We start from the raw sequence: 20,098 nt of genomic DNA, 5'->3' as shown, positions 1-20,098 counted from the left end.
GCCGCGGTGTGCGACAACGTTGTCTGATGGTCTGCACATGACTCTATTGCCTCAACGGACAACGATGTCAAGCCAGTTGTGCCGCAGATCGACCACGACCCTGCGCCGAAGGGGTGGGCGCCGGGCCGGAACGGGGCGCTCCGCCGCGTGCCACAGGCGGCGGACGCGGTCTTCCGTGGTACCCGTGGCGCACGTTACTGTCCCTGCGGCTTGTGCGACCCGTGGTGCGCGACCCGTCCGAAGGAGGAGGGGCCGCGTCATGCGTTTCCGTCCGTCATCCGTGCTGCTCGCCGTCGTCCTGGCGGCCGGCGGTGCCACTCCGGCCCTGGCCGCGCCCGCGGCCGGCCCGCCCGACCTCGTCCGCGACCCGACCGCGTACGTCGACCCCCTCATCGGCACCAGGAACGGCGGCAACGTCTTCCCCGGCGCCGTCGTCCCCTTCGGCATGCTCTCCTGGAGCCCGGAGAACACCCGCGGCGACGCCACCCGCACCGCCGCACCCGGTGGTTACCAGTACGACGCCACGCGCATCCGGGGCTTCAGCCTGACCCACATGTCCGGCACCGGTTGCGCGGGCGGCAGCGGCGACATCCCGTTCTTCCCGTACGCGGGCAAGGTGACCTCCTCCCCGGCGAGCGACACCAAGGACGCGGTGTACGCCGCCGACTTCAAGCACTCCGACGAGACGGCCGAGCCCGGGCACTACAAGGCCGCCCTCGCCTCCGGGGTCACCGCCGACCTCACCGCGACCGCGCGCACCGGCTCGGGCCGCTTCACCTTCCCCTCGGACAAGCCCGCCTCGCTCCTCATCCGCACCGCCAACTCCGAGGTGGGTTCGACCGATTCGGACGTGCGCATCGACCCCGCGACCCGCACGGTCTCCGGGTCCGTCACGTCCGGGAACTTCTGCGGCTACCTCGACCCGGAGGGCCGGCGCAGCTACTACACCCTGTACTTCACCGCCCGCTTCGACCGGGACTTCAAGGAGACCGGCACCTGGCACGACGGCCGGCTGAACCCGGGCGCCACCGAGGCGAGCGGCGGCACGGGCGGCTTCGGCGACGGCGGACGGCCCGTCGCGGGCAAGGGGGCGGGCGGCTACGTCGAGTTCGCGCCCGGCTCGGACCCCGTGCACGTCAAGGTCGGCATCTCGTACGTCAGCCGGGCCGGCGCGGCGGCGAACCTCGCGGCGGAGAACCCGCCCGCCCGCTCCTTCGACTCCGTGCGGGAGGCCGCCCGGCGCGCCTGGCGGGAACGCCTCGGCGCGATCAGGATCGGCGGCGGCGCCGACGCCGACCGCACCACCTTCTACACCGCGCTCTACCACGCCCTCCTGCACCCGAACGTCATCAGCGACGCCGACCGCAGATACCGGGGCGCCGACGGCGAGGTGCACACCGTCGAACGCGGCCACCGGGCCCAGTACGGGACCTTCTCCGGCTGGGACGTCTACCGTTCCCAGGTCCAGCTGCTGACCCTCCTCGACCCCGGCGTCGGTTCCGACATCGCGCAGTCACTGCTGCGGCTGGCCCGGCAGAACGGCGGGATCTGGGACCGCTGGCTGCACGGCGCGAGCGGGACGCACGTCATGAACGGCGACCCCTCACCGGCCGCGCTCGCCGGCATCCGCGCCTTCGGGGGCACCCGCTTCGACCTGCGCGGGGCACTGGACTCGCTGGTGAAGGCGGCGACCGTGCCGACGGAGCAGGACCTCTCGTCCGCCGGTAAACCGGTGCTCTCCGTGGGGCAGCGGCCGTCCCTCGACAAGTACCTGGAGCACCACTACATGCCGTCCGTCTCCAATGCCTGGGGCGGCGCGGCCGAAACCCTGGAGATGTCGGGCGCGGACTTCGCGACCTCCCAACTGGCCGCCGCGGCGGGGGAGAAGAAGACGGCCAGGACCTTCGCCGGCCGCGCCCAGTGGTGGCAGAACAACTTCAACCTCGCCGCCGACCCGAGCGGCGGCTACATCGCCAACCGCAAGGCCGACGGCAGCTGGGTCACCGGCTTCACCCCGGCGACCGGCAACGGCTTCGTCGAGGGGACGGCCGCCCAGTACACCTGGATGGTGCAGCACAACCCCGCCGGACTCTTCGCGGCGATGGGCGGCCGGGCCGAGGCCCTCGAACGCCTCGACACCTTCTTCCACGACGCCGACGGCGACTGGGCCCTCACGGGCAGCGGCGGTGACAAGTCCGAGCTGGACAACGAGCCCTCGATCAACGTCCCCTACCTGTACGCGTACGCGGGCGCCCCGTACAAGACGCAGGAGACCGTCCGCGCGGCCATGCGGCAGCTCTGGTCGACCCAGCCGGGCGGCATCCCCGGCAACGACGACCTGGGGGAGATGTCCTCCTGGTACGTCTTCTCCGCACTCGGCATGTATCCGCAGGTCCCCTCGCGGGCCGAACTCGTGCTCGCCTCACCGCTGTTCCCGCGCGCCGAGATCTCCCGCCCCGGCGGCGCGGACATCACCATCCGCGCGGCCGGCGCGGCCTCCGAAGCCCCGTACGTGCACTCCCTGAAGGTGAACGGCCGCTCCAGCGAACGTCCTTGGGTCCCCGCCTCCTTCGTCCGCTCGGGCGGCACCCTCGACTACACGCTGGGCGGCACCCCGGACAAGGAGTGGGGCAGCGCTCCGGAGGACGCCCCGCCGTCCTTCCGCACCGGCGAGCAGCCGTACCAGATCGGCGTGGGCCCTACCACGGCGAAGCTCGCACCGGGCGGCAGCACCGAGCTCGACATCAAGGCGCTGGCCCTGAGCGGCGGCGCGGGTCCGGAGGTCCGCTTCCACGTGGACGTACCGGACGGCGTCACGGCGACCCCCGCCGAGGGCACCGTGAGCGACGGGGCGCAGCGCATCACCCTGAAGGCGGCGGACAGCGCCCGGCAGGGCTTCTACGACGTCCAGGTGACGGTGACGTCGGGCGGCTCCTCCTACCGGCAGCCGGTGGCCCTGACGGTGGCTGCGCCCGGCTCCCTCCTCGCCGCCTACGACAACACGGGCGTCTCGGACGACGAGGGTGACCACGACGAGGCGGACTACGACGGCGGCGGCTGGAGCTACTCCCGCCAGGCGCTGGCCGCGGCCGGCCTCACGCCGGGCGGGCGGGGCACGGTGTCCGGCGGCCTCGCCTTCACCTGGCCCGACTCCCCGGCGGGCCGTCCCGACAACGCCACGGCGTCCGGCCAGACCCTCGAACTGGCCGATCCGGCCGCCAAGTTGAGCTTCGTCGGCAGCGCGGTCAACGGGAACCAGCAGGCCAAGGCGACCGTCACCTACACCGACGGCGGCACGGACACCGTCGACCTCGCCTTCACCGACTGGACCGTCGGCGGCGGGGGCGGCACCGTCCAGTACGGTAACGAGATCGTCGCCAAGACGCTGTACCGCAACGTCGCGGGCGCCGACAAGGACCCGGTGGCGACGTACGTCTTCGCCACCAGGCCCTTCGAGGCCCCGGCCGGCCGGACGATCCGGAGCGTGAAGCTGCCGGACAACGGCGACCTGCACGTCTTCACGGTCGCCGTCGGCTGAACAACCGCGGTCCGGTCCCGCGCCCCGCCGGGGCAGGACCGGACCGCGGCCCCGGGCGCCCGGGGTACCCACCACATGACGCGGGGCGGGCACGGAGGAGATCTCCGCGCCCGCCCCGCCCCCGTGCGGGACGTGTCTCAGGACAGCAGCTCCACCTCCGCCAGCGTCGCCTCGCCGGTCAGGACCAGGCGGTAGTGCGCGTACGAGCGCGGAGTCGCCACCGAGAACGCCCGGGTCTGCCGGTCCCACGTGAAGGACTGGCCGGAGCGCTTGTCGAGCGTCGTCCACTCGGTACCGTCGGAGGAACCCTGGAGGGTCCAGCCGGTCGGTGCCTTCGTGTGGTCCGCGGAGGTCAGCGTGTACTGAACTCCCTTGGTGCGCGCGGCGACCGGCAGCTCCACCGACGTCACGCTCGCGTTCGTCGCCGAGGTGTTGTCGAAGAGCGCGCCGTCACCCTTGAGCGTGTCCGCCCGCGGCGAGGGCACCTTGTCGTCCTGCGTGACGGACACCGGCGCGTCCTTCTTGCCGGTGCCCCAGGCGGACGGCTTCGAGCCCATGTCGAACTCCAGGACCCCGCCCTTGGCGATCAGCGAGTGCGGCAGGGAGGTCGACTTCCAGGTCTTGCCGTTGACCTTCAGACCCTGCACGTACACGTTCTTCGCGCTGTTCCTCGGCGCCTTGACCACCAGGTCCCGGCCGTTCTCCAGGTGCACGGTGGCCTTGGTGAACAGCGGGGAGCCGACGGCGTACTCGCCGCTTCCCATCACCAGCGGGTAGAAGCCGAGGGAGGAGAAGAGGTACCAGGCCGACTGCTCGCCGTTGTCCTCGTCGCCGTGGTAGCCCTGGCCGATCTCGCTGCCGGTGTAGAGGCGGGACAGCACCTCGCGGACGTTCTTCTGCGTCTTCCAGGGCTGGCCCGCCGCGTCGTACATGTAGTTGACGTGGTGCGCCACCTGGTTGGAGTGCCCGTACATGCCCATCCGGACGTCACGGGCCTCCGTCATCTCGTGGATGACCCCGCCGTACGAGCCGACGAACTCCGGCGAGGCCGTCTCCGGCGTCGCGAAGTAGGTGTCGAGCTTGTCCGCCAGGCCGCCGCGCCCGCCGTACAGGTTCGCGAGACCCCGGCTGTCCTGGGGCGCGGTGAACGCGTAGCCCCAGCCGTTCGTCTCCGTGTAGTCGTAACCCCACACGCGCGGGTCGTACTTGGAGGACTCGACCCGCCAGTCGCCCTTCGCGTCGCGGCCCTGGAAGAACCCGGCCTTGGAGTCGAAGAGGTTGACGTAGTCCTGGGCCCGGTTGAGGAAGTACGCGGACTCCTCCTTGTACTGCTTCTTGCCCGTCTTCTTGTAGAGGGCCTGGCCCATCTTCGCGATGCCGTAGTCGTTGAGGTAGCCCTCCAGCGCCCACGACAGCCCCTCGTGGGTGTCGGTGCTCGTGTAGCCGAGGAAGGGCGAGGTCGACATGCCCTTGCGGCCGACGCCGGAGGACGGCGGGACGACGGTGGCGTTCTTCACGGCCGCCTTGTACGCCGACTCCGCGTCGAAGTCGACACCCTTCACGTACGCGTCCGCGAACGCCACGTCGGAGGACGTGCCGGTCATCAGGTCCGCGTAACCGGGCGAGGACCAGCGCGATGTCCAGCCGCCGTCCTTGTACTGCTGGACGAAGCCGTCGACCATCTCGCCCGCCTGGCCGGGGGTCAGCAGCGAATACGCCGGCCAGGTGGTCCGGTAGGTGTCCCAGAAACCGTTGTTGACGTACACCTTGCCGTCGACGATCTTCGCGCCGGTGTGCGTCGGGGTGTCCGGGTTCGGCATCGCCGAGAACGGCGAGGCGTACTGGTACTTCGAACCGACCTTCTCGAAGCCGGAGTTGGGGTACAGGTACAGCCGGTACAGGCTGGAGTACAGCGTGGTCAGCTGGTCGGGCGTCGCGCCCTGCACCTCGACCTTGCCGAGGATGCGGTCCCACTGCTGCTGGGCCCGCGTCCTCACGTCCTGGAACGACGTGCCCTCCGGGATCTCCTGACGCAGGTTGTCCTTGGCCTGGTCGATGCTGATGAGCGAGGTCGCCAGCCGCAGGGTGACCGAGTGGTCGGCGCCCGGCTTGAACTTCAGGTAGCCCTTGACGCCCGACGACGTGCCCTCCGTCACCGGCGCGTCGAAGACGCCGTACACGAACAGCCGGGTGGCGCCGGTGGACAGCCCGGACTTCACGTCCGAGTAGCCGGTGAACGTCCCGCTCTCCTTGTCGAGCGTGAGCCCGGCCTGGTCGGTGACGTTGTCGAAGACGACGCTCGCGTCGTCACCGGGGTAGGTGAAGCGCAGCGAGGCGGCGTGGTCGGTCGGCGCCATCTCCGCCTTCAGACCGTTCTCGAACGTGACGCCGTAGTAGTACGGGCGGGCCGTCTCGTTCTCGTGCCGGAAGGCGAGCGCGCGGGCGGCCCGGCCGGTGTCGGGGGCGCCGGACGCGGCCGACGGCATCACCTGGAAGGTCTGCCGGTCGCCCATCCACGGGCTCGGCTCGTGGCTGGCGCTGAACGCCTGGATGGTGGGCAGGTTGTCCGCGTTGTTCGAGCGGGCGTAGTCGTAGAGCCAGCTCAGCGAACCCGCGTTGGTGACCGGCGTCCAGAAGTTGAAGCCGTGCGGCACGGCCGTCGCGGGGAAGTTGTTGCCGCGCGAGAAGCCGCCGCTGGAGTTGGTGCCGCGGGTGGTCAGCGCGTAGTCCGACAGATGCGCCTTGGGCTTCGCGGGCGCGACGGCCTTCACGGCGATGTCGTCGACCCAGCCGCGGAACTTCGCCGGTCCCTTGGGGGAGTCGTAGGCGACGAGTATCCGGTCCACGGTGCGGCCCGCCGCGACGGACCCGATCCGTGAGCGTACGTCGTTCCACTGGTTGACGTACAGGACCTTCGAGGCGCCCTGACCTTGCGGGGTGAGCGCGAAGCCGTGCTGGTCCGTGGCGTTCAGGCCGCTCAGCCGGGTGCCGTCGGTGAAGACCAGGTCCACCGACACGTTCGTGGCGTCGTAGTCCCGGTCGCCGTCCGCCATCGACGGGAAGATCCGGTACGACAGCTCGGTGTCGCGGCCCACCGCGACGTTCACGTCGAAGACCTTGTTGTACGAGTAGGCGCGGCCCTCGGGCTTGTGCGTGCCCGCGTAGCGCAGGGCCCGCTTGCCCGTGAAGCCGGCGCCCGCCTTGGCGGTCGGGGAGCCGCTGGGACCCCGGTCGACCAGCGAGAGCATGTCCTTGGGCGCCGGGTCGTCACTGCCGCCGACGGAGAACTGGAGGTCGGAGAGCTGCGTTGCGTCCGAGGCGCCGTTGTTCTTCGTGACCTGCCACCGGAAGTGCTGGTACTCGGCCGGTGCCGCGAGGTCGTAGGACTTGGTCTGGAACCGCGCCGAGAACGTCTCGCCCGAGCGGCTGTCGAGGTCCTTCCAGTCCTTGCCGTCCGTCGAGCCCTGGAGCGTCCAGTCCTTGGGGTCGCGTTCGTCGTGGTCGTTGGCGGACGTCAGCGCGTACGTGACGAGCTTGACGGGGGCGTCCAGGTCGAACTCGACCCAGCCGGTGGACGCGAAGGTGAGCCACTTGGTGCTCGACTCACCGTCGACGAGGTTCTCCTTCACCTCGCCGCTGCCCGCGTTCTCGCCGCTGGCGCGCAGGTCCGTGACGTGGTCGGAGACGTTGCCCGGGATGCCGCTGCTGTAGCCGCCGTCCACCCCCGAGGCGTTTTTCGTACCGTCCGCAGCGGTATCGACCGTATTCAGCCAGTCCGGTGCGGGATCACCTGTTTCGAAGGAGGAGGCGAACTCCTGGTCCGCTGCCGCCTTTTCGGCCGGCCGCGCGAAGGCGGCGCCCTGTGAGGCCACCACCAGAGCGAAGGCGGCCGTCGCGACGACCGCCGAAGAACCCCGTCTGAGCCGAGCTCTCTGCATGCGTGAGTACCCTCCCTGCGCTTCGGACAACGTTGTCAAAATCGCTGCGCAAGGACCAGTAGGGAGTCAAGTTGCCAGGGATGTCAAGGGTGTTGGATGCGGCATTCGGGCCGGATGTCAAGGATTTCTCTCGGAGGGAGTGCCGGAGCGCCCCATATTTCCGTGAGGTCTCAACTCGGAAAAGACCCACGGGCAAACCTGCATTCGATCTTGCTCCCCTGGCGGGAAGTGGACTATACCTGTCGGCGTCTGCTCCGCCGTCTCCGATGGTGGGGGACAGGCAGGACCCGGGGGGAATCGTGATGTCACGGACCGCGCCCAGCGCGCGCAATGCCGTGCCGTCCCGCTGAATCCCCCACGCACGACCCCAGCTTCACCACACCGCGGTGCCGGGGAGGATCCGGTTCACCGCCTGAGTCCTGGAGAAGGCGAGGACTTGAGCATGGGATCCACTTCCGCCGAGAACAGCAACACCGAGGGTGTCGGCCGCCGCGATCTGATCAAGCGGTCCGCCGCGCTCGGCTTGATCACCGTCCCCACGATGGGCTTCCTGTCCGCGTGTGCCAGCGGCGGGGGCGACGAGGGCTCCGGCGACGAGAACAAGGGCAAGACCAGCAAGAAGAACCCCTTTGGTGTGGAAAAGGGCAGCAAGCTCGACGTCGTCGTCTTCAAGGGCGGTTACGGCGACGAGTACGCGAAGGCGTGGGAAGCCGCGTTCGACAAGAAATGGGGCACCAAGAGCGCCCACACCGGCACCCAGGAGATCACCGGCAAGCTCCAGCCGCGCTTCAACAACAACACCCCGCCGGACATCGTCGACGACTCCGGCGCCCAGCAGATCAAGCTGGACGTGCTCTACAAGAACGACCAGCTCCTCGACCTCGCCGAGGTGCTCGACGCGCCGTCCATCGACGACCCGTCCAAGAAGGTCCGCGACACCCTCATCCCCGGCACGCTCGACCCGGGCCTGCAGGGCGGCAAGGTGGTGTCCCTCAACTACATCTACACGGTGTGGGGCCTGTGGTACTCCGGCAAGCTCTTCAAGGAGAAGGGCTGGGAGCCTCCGAAGACCTGGGACGACTTCCTCGCCATCTGCAAGGACGCCAAGTCGCAGGGCATCGGCGGTCTCGCCCACCAGGGCAAGTACCCGTACTACATCAACGTCGCCATCATGGACCTGATCGCCAAGAAGGGCGGTCTGGACGCCATGAAGGCGATCGACAACCTGGACCCCAAGGCGTTCGTCGGCAGCGACGCGGCCCAGGCGGCCGTCGAGGCGATCTACGAGATCGTCGAAAAGGGCTACCTGATGCCGGGCACCAACGGCCTCACCCACACCGAGTCGCAGACCCGCTGGAACCAGTACAAGGCCGCCTTCATCACCTCCGGCTCCTGGCTGGAGAACGAGCAGCTCAAGCAGACGCCGGAGGACTTCGACATGAAGTTCCTGCCGATGCCCGTCCTGCCGGACAGCGCGCTGCCCTTCGAGGCGATCCGGGCCGGCTCGGGCGAGCCCTTCATCATCCCGAAGAAGGCCGGAAACCTGCCGGGCGCCAAGGAGTTCATGCGGTCCATGCTGTCCAAGGAGTGGTCGACGGTCTTCGCCCAGAAGGCGAACTCCCTCACCATCCTCAAGGACGGCGTGGCCGACGGCGTTCAGCTGCGCCCCGGTACGCAGTCCACCGTCGAGGCCTCGAAGGCGGCGGGTGACAACACCTTCAATTACCTGTACATCAACTGGTACAGCGAGATGGGCACCGCCATCGAGAACGCGTCCAACGAGCTGATGTCCAAGCGAATTCAGCCCAAGGAATGGCTGAAGCGGGCCCAGCAGGCGGTCGACAAGGCGGCCAAGGACCCGGAGTCCAAGAAGAACCACCGCGACTGATCACGCTCACCCGGAACACCAGGGGCAGGATGCCATGCGAAAAGGGCAGTACCGGTTCGTCGCGGGGTTTCTCCTCGCACCATTGGCTCTGTATCTGATCTTCGTGATCTGGCCGTACGTACAGACCATCGGCTACTCCTTCACCGACTGGAAGGGCCAGTCGCAGACGTTCAGTTTCGTCGGTCTGGACAATTACAAGACCTTGTTCCAGGACGACGTCTTCCTCGGAGCGATCTGGCACAACATCCTGTTCCTGCTGTTCATCCCGGTCGTCACCATCCTGCTCGCCCTGTTCTTCGCCTTCATGGTGAACGCGGGTGGGCGGGGCGGTGCCGGCGGAGTGCAGGGCGTGACGGGCTCGGGTTTCTACAAGATCGTTTATTTCTTCCCGCAGGTGCTTTCGCTGGCGATCCTCGCGGTGCTCTTCGGAGCGGTCTACCGCAGTGACGGCGGCGGTCTGCTCAACGGCGTCCTCATCAAACTCGGACTGGTCGACGCGGACAGTCCCGTCGAGTGGATGAACGAGCCCAACATGGTGCTCTGGTGCCTGGTCGCGGTGGTCGTCTGGCACGGCGTCGGCTTCTATCTGGTGCTGTTCTCGGCCGCGATGCAGTCCATCCCGAGGGACATCTACGAGGCGGCGCTGCTCGACGGCGCCAAGCGCGCCCAGACCTTCTTCCGGGTCACCCTGCCGCTGCTGTGGGACACCGTGCAGACGGCCTGGGTCTACCTCGGCATCATCGCGATGGACATGTTCGTCCTGGTCTCCACCATGACCCAGGGAACGGGTTACGGCGGCGGTCCCGACCACCACAGCGAAGTGATGTCCAACGTGATGATGCGCAACTTCCTGTACTACGGGAAGAGCGGCTACGCCTGCGCGATGGGCGTCATCATGCTCCTCCTCACCCTGATCCTGTCCGTGGTCACGCTGCGCGCCACCCGCCGCGAGCGCATCGAGTTCTGAGCGGGAGAGAGAACATGAGCGCACCCATCAAGGAGCCGACCGCGGTCGGCTCCGGCGTCCCCGGCCAGCGGTCGGTCAAGAAGGCCCCGCCGCGCCCCGGAGACCGGCGCAGCGAGGGACTCACCCTCAACGTCTTCTCGCACGGATTCCTCGCCCTGTGGGCCGTGCTGATCATCCTGCCCCTGATCTGGCTGGTGCTCGGGTCCTTCAAGACCGACGCGCAGATCGGCGGTTCGGCGCTCAGCTGGCCGACCAACTGGCAGCTCGACGTCTTCGGCAGGGCCTGGGACAAGGGCATCGGCGACTACTTCACGAACACGGTCGTCGTGCTCGTCTTCTCGGTCCCGCTGACCATGCTGCTGGGCTCGATGGCGGCCTACGTGCTGGCCCGCTACGAGTTCCCGGGCAACCGGCTCATCTACTACTTCTTCGTCGGCGGGGCGATGTTCCCCGTGTTCCTCGCGCTCGTGCCGCTCTTCTTCATGGTGAAGCGGCTGGAGATGCTGAACACGTACCAGGGTCTGATCCTGGTCTACATCGCCTACTCGATGCCGTTCACCGTCTTCTTCATGCACGCCTTCTTCCGCACGCTGCCGCACGCGGTCTTCGAGGCGGCGGTGCTGGACGGCGCCTCGCACACCCGGGCGTTCTTCCAGGTGATGCTGCCGATGGCCAAGCCGGGACTGCTGAGCGTGGGCATCTTCAACGTGCTCGGCCAGTGGAACCAGTACATCCTGCCGTCGGTCCTCATGCAGCCGCAGAGCGGCGGGGATCCGGAACGGTACGTCCTCACCCAGGGGCTCATCCAGCTCCAGCAGCAGCAGGGGTACGCGACCGACCTGCCGGTCCTCTTCGCCGGCGTGACGATCGCGATGATCCCGATGCTGGTCGTCTACCTGTCCTTCCAGCGCCAGGTCCAGGCCGGCCTCACCTCGGCCACGCTCAAGTAGCCCCGGGCATCCGACCGGTCCGGACCGCGCACGCGCCTACGCCACCTCCCGACGCGGGGGTGGCGTACGTGTGTCCGGCCGGTGACGGAGACGGAACGGTGATCGCCCCGTCCCGATTTCCGTCAAGGACTTGACTGCGGTAACCCGTTCAGCGGAGCTTGGAGTTCACAACTTGTAAGTGACCCGGGTCCCATTGATGTGGCCCGGGTCACACGGGCGGCATCGGCGCCGCCCGGCTGAGGGCAGGAGTGGATGAGTCGATGGAGACTCCGGGGTCGCAGTCGTCGCTGCACCGAGCAAATCTGGAGCGCGTCGTCCGTGCGGTGCGCCTTGCCGGGTCGCTCACGCAGGCGGAGATCGCGAGGACGACGGGCCTGTCCGCAGCGACGGTCTCCAACATCGTGCGTGAGCTCAAGGACGGCGGGACGGTCGAGGTCACGCCCACGTCGGCGGGGGGTCGCAGGGCCCGCAGCGTCTCGCTCAGCGGCGACGCCGGCATCGTCATCGGCGTGGACTTCGGGCATACGCATTTGCGCGTCGCGGTCGGGAATCTCGCCCATCAGGTACTGGCCGAGGAGTCCGAACCGCTCGACGTCGACGCCTCCGCCGCGCAGGGTTTCGACCGGGCCGAGGAGCTGGTCAGCCGCCTGATCGCGGCGACAGGAGTCGACCGGTCGAAGATCGCCGGCGTGGGGCTCGGCGTGCCCGGCCCGATCGACGTCGAGTCCGGCACGCTGGGGTCCACCTCGATCCTGCCCGGCTGGTCCGGCACCAGGCCCGCCGAGGAGCTGCGGGGGCGGCTCGGCGTGCCGGTGCACGTGGACAACGACGCCAACCTGGGAGCTCTGGGCGAGCTCGTGTGGGGCAGCGGCCGCGGTGTGCGGGACCTGGCCTACATCAAGGTCGCGAGCGGTGTGGGCGCCGGATTGGTGATCAGCGGCAAGATCTATCGTGGCCCGGGTGGCACAGCGGGAGAAATCGGGCATATTACTCTTGATGAGTCCGGCCCGGTCTGCCGTTGCGGGAACCGCGGCTGCCTGGAGACCTTCGCGGCGGCGCGCTACGTGCTGCCGCTCCTCCAGTCCAGCCACGGCACGAATCTGACCATGGAGGGCGTCGTCAGGCTGGCGCGGGACGGTGATCCGGGCTGCCGTCGGGTGATCGCCGACGTAGGCCGCCACATCGGGAGTGGAGTCGCGAACCTCTGCAATTTGCTGAACCCGAGCCGGGTGGTCCTCGGCGGCGATCTCGCCGAGGCCGGGGAGCTGGTTCTCGGGCCCATAAGGGAGTCTGTCGGCCGGTACGCGATCCCCAGCGCCGCGCGTCAACTCTCGGTGTTGCCAGGGGCTCTTGGAGGCCGTGCGGAGGTCCTCGGGGCACTCGCTCTCGCACTCAGCGAGATGGGTGATTCGACCCTTTTGGACGGGTCTCTGACGGCCGTCACTCCTGCCTTCACTTAGAGAACGGATGGCACCGTTGCCATCTCGTTAAGGATTTACTTCTTGACGTCGCACGTGCGGCCGAGTTGACTTCCAGCCACCTCGGCCGCAACGTCGCGGCCTCGTCAGGGAGGTTTCTGAAGTGAACACGCGTATGCGTCGTGCCGCCGTTGCCGTCGCCGCTGGTGCGATGGCCGTTTCGCTGGCCGCTTGTGGCAGTGCGGACAAGGCCGACGGTGGAAGTGACAGCTCTAGCTCCGCCAAGAAGGGCGACGCGATCAAGGTCGGTCTGCTCCTCCCGGAGAACCAGACCGCGCGGTACGAGAAGTTCGACAAGCCCTTGATCGAGAAGAAGGTCAAGGAGCTCACGAACAACAAGGGCGAGGTCATCTACGCCAACGCCAAGCAGGACGCCAGCACGCAGAACCAGCAGGTCGACACGATGATCACCAACAAGGTGGACGTCCTCATCGTGGACGCGGTCGACTCCAAGGCCATCGCGAGCTCGGTGAAGAAGGCCGACGAGGCCGGCATCCCGGTCGTCGCCTACGACCGCCTCGCCGAGGGCCCGATCAAGGCCTACACCTCCTTCGACAACGAAGAGGTCGGCAAGACGCAGGGCGAGGCCCTCCTCAAGGCCCTTGGCGACAAGGCCAAGGACGGCAAGATCGTCATGATGAACGGTTCGGTCACCGACCCGAACGCCGCGCTCTTCAAGAAGGGCGCCCACTCCGTCCTCGACGGCAAGGTGAACGTCGGCAAGGAGTACGACACCAAGGAGTGGAAGCCGGAGAACGCCAACTCCAACATGGAGGGCGCCATCTCGGCTCTCGGCAAGAAGAACATCATCGGCGTCTACTCCGCCAACGACGGCATGGCCGGCGGTATCATCACCGCCCTCAAGGCCGCCGGCATCAAGGTCCCGGTCACCGGCCAGGACGCCGAGCTCGCGGGTGTGCAGCGCATCGTCGCCGGTACGCAGTACATGAGCGTCTACAAGCCGTACGCCCCGGAGGCCGACGCCGCCGCGGAGATGGCCGTCGCGCTCGCCCAGGGCAAGTCGCTCGACTCGGTCGCCAAGGACAAGGTCGACAGCCCCACCACCAAGCAGGTCCCGTCGGTGCTCGTCCCGGTCACCTCGCTGACCCAGGACAACATCAAGGACACCGTCGTCAAGGACGGCGTCTACACGGTCCAGGACATCTGCACCCCCGCCTACGCGGCGGCCTGCAAGAAGGTCGGCCTCGAGTAGTCAGCCGGTAGTCGCCGTTCGGGTACGGGAACCCTGTTCCGGTTCCCGTACGGGACCCGCGTACTGAAGCTCCTCCGGCGCCCCGCATCCAACAGCCCCGCAAGCTAGGGCGGGGCGCCGGACGGAACACCCCCCTCCAAACTTCTGCACAACCTCCCGCCGGGTCAGGCGGCGAAGGAGATGGTTCACGTGTCCGCTACGCCTGTTCTGGCGTTGCGCGGGGTCTCCAAGCGATTCGGTGCCGTCCAGGCGCTCACCGATGTAGAGCTTGAGGTCCACGCCGGTGAAGTGGTCGCCCTGGTGGGCGACAACGGCGCCGGAAAGTCCACGCTGGTGAAGACGATCGCCGGCGTGCATCCCATCGATGAGGGCGTCATCGAGTGGGACGGCAAGTCCGTCTCGATCAACAAGCCGCACGACGCCCAGAACCTGGGCGTGGCGACCGTCTACCAGGACCTCGCGCTGTGCGACAACATCGACGTGGTCGGCAACCTCTACCTGGGCCGTGAGCTGAAGAAGCGCGGCGTCCTGGACGAGGTCGAGATGGAGCGCCGCTCCCGCGAGCTGCTGGACACGCTGTCCATCCGCATCCCCAGCGTCCGCATCCCGATCGCCTCGCTCTCCGGCGGTCAGCGCCAGACCGTGGCGATCGCCCGTTCGATGCTCGGCGAGCCCAAGCTCGTCATCCTCGACGAGCCCACCGCGGCTCTCGGCGTCGAGCAGACCGCGCAGGTCCTCGACCTGGTCGAGCGCCTGCGCGAGCGTGGCCACGCCGTCCTCCTCATCAGCCACAACATGGCGGACGTGAAGGCCGTGGCCGACAAGGTCGCCGTCCTGCGCCTCGGGCGCAACAACGGCGTCTTCGAGGTCAAGTCGACCTCCCAGGAAGAGATCATCTCCGCCATCACGGGCGCCACGGACAACGCCGTGACCCGTCGTGCGGCGCGCAATGGGGAGGCTCAGAAGTGAGCATCGACAAGACCTCTGAGACCCCTGAAGAGCACCTGGTGGCGAACCCCGAGGCGGCCGCCAAGGCCGTCACCGTGGTCGACCCCCGGCTCCTCGTCCGCGAGCAGGGCCTCGCGGGCTACGTGTCCGAGTTCAAGCGCAAGATGAAGTCCGGCGACCTGGGTTCCATCCCGGTCGTCATCGGCCTGATCATCATCTGGGCGATCTTCGCGAGCCTGAACTCGAACTTCCTCACCGCGGGCAACCTGTCCGACATCTCCGTCGCCATGGTCGGCACGGGCATGATCGCGGTCGGCATCGTCTTCGTGCTGCTGCTCGGCGAGATCGACCTGTCGGTCGGCTCGGTCTCCGGTGTCGCGGGCGCCGCCTTCGCGGTGCTCAACGTCACCCACGGCATGAACGAGTGGCTGGCCTTCGTGCTGGCCATCCTCACCGGCACCGTCGCGGGCACCATCCACGGCTTCGTCTTCGCACGGATCGGTGTGCCGGCCTTCGCCGTCACCCTGGCGGGTCTGCTGTTCTGGAACGGCTTCATGCTCCAGATCCTCGGCAGCAACGGCACCATCAACCTGGACAGCGAGGGCGTCGTCGCCAAGCTGACCAGCTACTACTTCACCGATGTGGCCGCCGCCTACGTCCTCGCCATCGTCGTGACCGCGGTGTACTTCCTCACCTCGTTCTTCGGCAACCGCCGTCGCGAGGCCGCGGGCGTGCCGTCCCAGCCGCTCAGCGAGATCATCGTGCGCACCGCGCTGCTCGGGATCCTCGCGTTCGCCGTGGCGATCCTCTACAACCAGTACAAGGGCCTGCCCCTGGCCGTGGTGATCTTCATCGCGGTGCTGCTGTTCACGGACTTCGTCCTGCGCCGTACCTCCTACGGCCGGAAGATCTTCGCGCTCGGCGGCAGCGTCGAGGCCTCCCGGCGTGCCGGTATCAACGTGGAGATGGTCCGGATCTCGGTCTTCGCGATCTCCGGCACCTTCGCCGCGATCGGCGGTCTGTTCATCGCCTCGAAGATCGCCTCCGCCAACCAGGGCGCCGGCGCCGGTGACCTGCTGATGAACGCCATCGCGGCGGCCGTCATCGGTGGCACCAGCCTCTTCGGCGGCCGCGGCCGCACCTGGAACGCGCTGCTCGGTGTCCTCGTGATCGTCTCGATCCAGTACGGCCTCGCCCTGGAGGGCATCGCCTCTCCGGTGCAGTACATGATCACCGGTGGCGTGCTGCTGGCGACCGTCGTCATCGACGCCGTCACCCGCAAGACCCAGAAGACGGCGGGCCGCGCCTAGCGGCTCCCGGCCCTTCCGGCCCCGGATCGAAGTGCCCGGCACCAATGGCGGTGCCGGGCACTTCCCTGTCCCCGTACCCCTGCGTCCCGCGGTGGAATGCTCGTACGAGAAGATTTACGTCCGTTCGCGTGACGTACAACGCATGGCCCGGGCACCGTCGGCAAAGGCGGAACATTAGACTCGACAGACCCGGCAAAGCTCGAACAGCTCTATTGCAAGGAGGCACGGGTGCCGCTGCTGACCCGCATCAGGGGACCGCGCGATCTGGACCGGCTCAGCCTGGAAGAGCTGACGCAGCTGGCCGAGGAGATCAGGACCTTCCTGGTCGAGGAGGTCTCCAAGACCGGCGGCCACCTCGGCCCGAACCTCGGTGTCGTCGAGCTGACCATCGCCCTGCACCGCGTCTTCGAGTCGCCGAAGGACAGGGTCCTGTGGGACACGGGCCACCAGTCCTACGTCCACAAGCTGCTCACCGGCCGTCAGGACTTCTCCCGCCTGAAGATGAAGGGCGGCCTCTCCGGCTACCCCTCGCAGGCCGAGTCCGAGCACGACGTCATCGAGAACTCGCACGCCTCCACGGTCCTCGGCTGGGCCGACGGCCTCGCCAAGGCCAACGAGGTGCTGGAGCGGGACGACCACGTCGTGGCCGTCATCGGCGACGGAGCCCTCACCGGCGGCATGGCCTGGGAGGCGCTGAACAACATCGCCGCCGCCAAGGACCGCCCGCTGGTCATCGTCGTCAACGACAACGAGCGCTCCTACGCGCCCACCATCGGCGGCCTCGCCAACCACCTCGCGACCCTGCGCACCACGGACGGCTACGAGCGCTTCCTGGCCCGCGGCAAGGACCTCCTGGAGCGCACCCCGGTCGTCGGCCGCCCCCTGTACGAGACCCTGCACGGCGCCAAGAAGGGGCTCAAGGACTTCATCGCCCCGCAGGGCATGTTCGAGGACCTGGGCCTGAAGTACGTCGGCCCGATCGACGGACACGACATCGAGGCCCTGGAGTCGGCGCTCGCCCGCGCCAAGCGCTTCGGCGGCCCGGTCATCGTGCACTGCCTCACCGAGAAGGGCCGCGGCTACCAGCCCGCCCTCCAGGACGAGGCCGACCGCTTCCACGCCGTCGGCAAGATCCACCCGGACACGGGCCTGCCGGTGGCCTCCTCCGGCGCGGACTGGACCTCGGTCTTCGGCGAGGAGATGGTCAGGCTCGGCCAGGAGCGCGAGGACGTCGTCGCCATCACCGCCGCGATGCTCCAGCCGGTCGGCCTCGACAAGTTCGCCAAGGCCTTCCCGAAGCGGGTGTACGACGTCGGCATCGCCGAGCAGCACGGCGCCGTCTCCGCGGCCGGCCTCGCCACCGGCGGACTGCACCCCGTCTTCGCCGTCTACGCCACCTTCCTCAACCGCGCCTTCGACCAGGTGCTGATGGACGTGGCCCTGCACCGCTGCGGCGTCACCTTCGTGCTCGACCGCGCCGGCGTCACCGGCACCGACGGCGCCTCCCACAACGGCATGTGGGACATGTCGATCCTCCAGGTCGTCCCGGGCCTGCGGCTGGCCGCCCCGCGTGACGCCGACCAGGTCCGCGCCCAGCTCCGCGAGGCCGTGGACGTCGACGACGCCCCGACCGTCGTCCGCTTCTCCAAGGGAGCCGTCGGTCCCGCGGTGCCCGCCGTGGGCCGCGTCGGCGGCATGGACGTGCTCCGCGCCCCCGGCACCGACGCCCCCGACGTGCTGCTCGTCTCCGTCGGCGCCCTCGCCCCGATGTGCCTGGAGATCGCCGCCCTCCTCGACAAGCAGGGCATCTCCACGACCGTCGTCGACCCGCGCTGGGTCAAGCCCGTCGACGAGGCCATGGCCCCGCTCGCCGAGCAGCACCGCGTGGTCGTCACCGTCGAGGACAACTCCCGCGTCGGCGGCGTCGGCTCGACGATCGCGCAGGCCCTGCGGGACGCCGGTGTCGACGTGCCGCTGCGCGACTTCGGCATCCCGCCGCGCTTCCTCGACCACGCCTCCCGCAAGGAGGTCATGGCGGAGATCGGCCTGACCGCCCCGGACATCGCCCGCCAGGTCACCGGGCTCGTCGCCAAGCTGGACGGCCGCTTCGAGCGCGCCTCCGCGCACGCCGTGGAGTCCGCGCGCGACTGACCCTCCGCTGCGCCATTGGGCCGGTTCCGCCTCCCTGTACGGGTGGTGGGACCGGCCCGTTCGCGTGAACCGGCCCGTGCCGGGGCATGCGGAGCTCAAACCCCCTCGGATCATGTCGAGGACGACGAGCGTGGGAGGTACACCCGTGAGCAGCACCCTCTTCAGAACGAAGAAGGTCGAACAGTCGATCTTGGACACTGAGGAGCCGGAGCACGCACTCAAGAAGTCGCTGTCCGCTCTGGATCTCACCGTGTTCGGCGTCGGTGTCATCATCGGCACCGGCATCTTCGTCCTCACCGGCACGGTCGCCAAGAACAACGCGGGTCCGGCCGTGGCCCTGGCCTTCGTCGTCGCCGGTGTCGTCTGCGCGCTGGCCGCGCTCTGCTACGCCGAGTTCGCGTCCACCGTCCCGGTGGCCGGATCGGCGTACACCTTCTCGTACGCCTCCCTGGGCGAACTGCCCGCCTGGATCATCGGCTGGGACCTGGTCCTGGAGTTCGCGCTCGGCACGGCGGTGGTCGCGGTCGGCTGGTCCGGCTACATCGCCTCGCTGCTCGACAACGCCGGATGGCATCTGCCCGACGCGCTCAGCGGCCGTGAGGGGGCCGACGGCTTCGGCTTCGACATCCTGGCCGCCGCCCTCGTCCTGGTGCTCACCGCCATCCTCGTGATCGGCACGAAGCTCTCCGCGCGGGTCACCGCCGTCGTCGTCGCCATCAAGGTGACGGTCGTCATGGTCGTGATCATCGCGGGCGCGTTCTTCATCGAGGGGAAGAACTACGACCCCTTCATCCCGAAGGCGAAGCCCGTGGACGCGGGCAGCGGGCTCGACTCCCCGCTGATCCAGCTGATGTTCGGCTGGGCGCCCTCCAACTTCGGTGTGATGGGCATCTTCACCGCCGCCTCCGTCGTCTTCTTCGCCTTCATCGGCTTCGACGTCGTGGCCACCGCCGCCGAGGAGACCCGCAACCCGCAGCGCGACATGCCCCGCGGCATCATCGGCTCCCTCATCATCTGCACCGCCCTGTACGTCGCGGTGTCGATCGTCGTCACCGGCATGCAGAACTACAAGCAGCTGTCCGTGGACGCCCCGCTCGCCGACGCCTTCAAGGCCACCGGGCACCCCTGGTTCGCCGGCTTCATCAGCTTCGGCGCCGCCGTCGGCCTCACCACCGTCTGCATGATCCTGCTGCTCGGCCAGACCCGGGTCTTCTTCGCGATGAGCCGCGACGGGCTGCTGCCCCGCTTCTTCTCGCGGGTCCACCCGCGCTTCAAGACCCCGCACCGGCCGACCATCCTGCTCGGCGTGGTCATCGCGATCCTGGCCGGCTTCACCAGCCTGAGCGAGCTGGCGGAGTTGGTGAACATCGGCACGCTGTTCGCCTTCGTCGTCGTCGCGATCGGCGTGATCATCCTGCGCCGTACGCGTCCCGAACTGCCCCGCTCCTTCCGCACCCCGCTGGTGCCGGTGCTGCCGATCGTGTCGGTGCTCGCCTCCCTGTGGCTGATGCTGAACCTGCCCGCCGAGACCTGGCTGCGGTTCGGCATCTGGATGGCGATCGGGTTCCTCGTGTACTTCCTGTACGGGCGCTCCCACAGCCGCCTCGGCAGGAGCCAGCAGGCCGCGGCGGCCGGCTCCGTGCCCCCGCCCGGCCGCACCACCGAGTGACCCGACCGATTTCCGATCCGGCCCCGTATGTCCCGCTCAGGCGGGACT

Annotated in this window: 11 protein-coding genes; 10 read left to right on the top strand and 1 reads right to left on the bottom strand. The window is 68.5% G+C overall.

Annotated elements, in window-relative coordinates; genetic code table 11:
• Positions 1-259: 259 nt before the first annotated feature.
• On the top strand, positions 260-3,538 hold the full coding sequence (locus tag ACFYQQ_RS03590; protein ID WP_355791564.1) for a GH92 family glycosyl hydrolase: 3,279 nt from the start codon (positions 260-262) through the stop codon (positions 3,536-3,538).
• A 137-nt stretch (positions 3,539-3,675) separates the two neighbouring features.
• On the opposite strand, the gene ACFYQQ_RS03585 is transcribed toward ACFYQQ_RS03590, so the two are convergent.
• Positions 3,676-7,476 carry a GH92 family glycosyl hydrolase gene (locus ACFYQQ_RS03585; RefSeq protein WP_356174457.1) on the bottom strand — a complete coding sequence of 1,267 codons (3,801 nt, stop codon included), beginning with the start codon at positions 7,474-7,476 and terminating at the stop codon, positions 3,676-3,678.
• Between the two features lie 442 nt (positions 7,477-7,918).
• Between ACFYQQ_RS03585 and ngcE the strand changes: the two genes are divergently transcribed.
• The 9 genes from ngcE (at position 7,919) to ACFYQQ_RS03540 (ending at position 20,050) form a co-directional block, all read left to right on the top strand.
• Positions 7,919-9,364, top strand: a complete 1,446-nt coding sequence (ngcE, locus tag ACFYQQ_RS03580) for an N-acetylglucosamine/diacetylchitobiose ABC transporter substrate-binding protein (RefSeq protein ID WP_355781779.1) — start codon at positions 7,919-7,921, stop codon at positions 9,362-9,364.
• Positions 9,365-9,398: 34 nt separating this feature from the next.
• The gene (locus ACFYQQ_RS03575; RefSeq protein ID WP_355781775.1) at positions 9,399-10,331 is read left to right on the top strand and encodes a sugar ABC transporter permease; all 933 of its coding nucleotides are present in this window, start codon (positions 9,399-9,401) and stop codon (positions 10,329-10,331) included.
• A gap of 14 nt (positions 10,332-10,345) precedes the next feature.
• Positions 10,346-11,281 carry a carbohydrate ABC transporter permease gene (locus ACFYQQ_RS03570; protein ID WP_355781773.1) on the top strand — a complete coding sequence of 312 codons (936 nt, stop codon included), beginning with the start codon at positions 10,346-10,348 and terminating at the stop codon, positions 11,279-11,281.
• A 260-nt stretch (positions 11,282-11,541) separates the two neighbouring features.
• Positions 11,542-12,741, top strand: a complete 1,200-nt coding sequence (locus tag ACFYQQ_RS03565) for an ROK family transcriptional regulator (RefSeq protein ID WP_355781770.1) — start codon at positions 11,542-11,544, stop codon at positions 12,739-12,741.
• Positions 12,742-12,874: 133 nt separating this feature from the next.
• Positions 12,875-13,972, top strand: a complete 1,098-nt coding sequence (locus ACFYQQ_RS03560) for a sugar ABC transporter substrate-binding protein (protein ID WP_355781785.1) — start codon at positions 12,875-12,877, stop codon at positions 13,970-13,972.
• 180 nt (positions 13,973-14,152) lie between these two features.
• Positions 14,153-14,941, top strand: coding sequence for an ATP-binding cassette domain-containing protein (locus ACFYQQ_RS03555; RefSeq protein ID WP_355781767.1), 789 nt, complete (start codon positions 14,153-14,155; stop codon positions 14,939-14,941).
• Positions 14,938-16,230 (top strand): sugar ABC transporter permease, encoded by a 1,293-nt coding sequence (locus ACFYQQ_RS03550; RefSeq protein WP_355781765.1) that lies wholly within the window; start codon positions 14,938-14,940, stop codon positions 16,228-16,230. The genes ACFYQQ_RS03555 and ACFYQQ_RS03550 overlap by 4 nt, the downstream gene beginning before the upstream one ends.
• Positions 16,231-16,458: 228 nt before the next feature.
• Positions 16,459-18,381: a 1-deoxy-D-xylulose-5-phosphate synthase gene (gene dxs, locus ACFYQQ_RS03545; RefSeq protein WP_356241969.1), complete on the top strand. Its 1,923-nt coding sequence runs from the start codon at positions 16,459-16,461 to the stop codon at positions 18,379-18,381.
• 145 nt (positions 18,382-18,526) lie between these two features.
• Positions 18,527-20,050, top strand: coding sequence for an amino acid permease (locus ACFYQQ_RS03540; protein WP_355783905.1), 1,524 nt, complete (start codon positions 18,527-18,529; stop codon positions 20,048-20,050).
• Positions 20,051-20,098 lie beyond the last annotated feature (48 nt).

This window comes from Streptomyces sp. NPDC005496 (genome assembly GCF_042872045.1).
Lineage (GTDB): Bacteria > Actinomycetota > Actinomycetes > Streptomycetales > Streptomycetaceae > Streptomyces.
The sequence above is the reverse complement of the archived record's forward strand: the minus strand, read 5'-3'. Positions and strand labels throughout refer to the sequence as shown.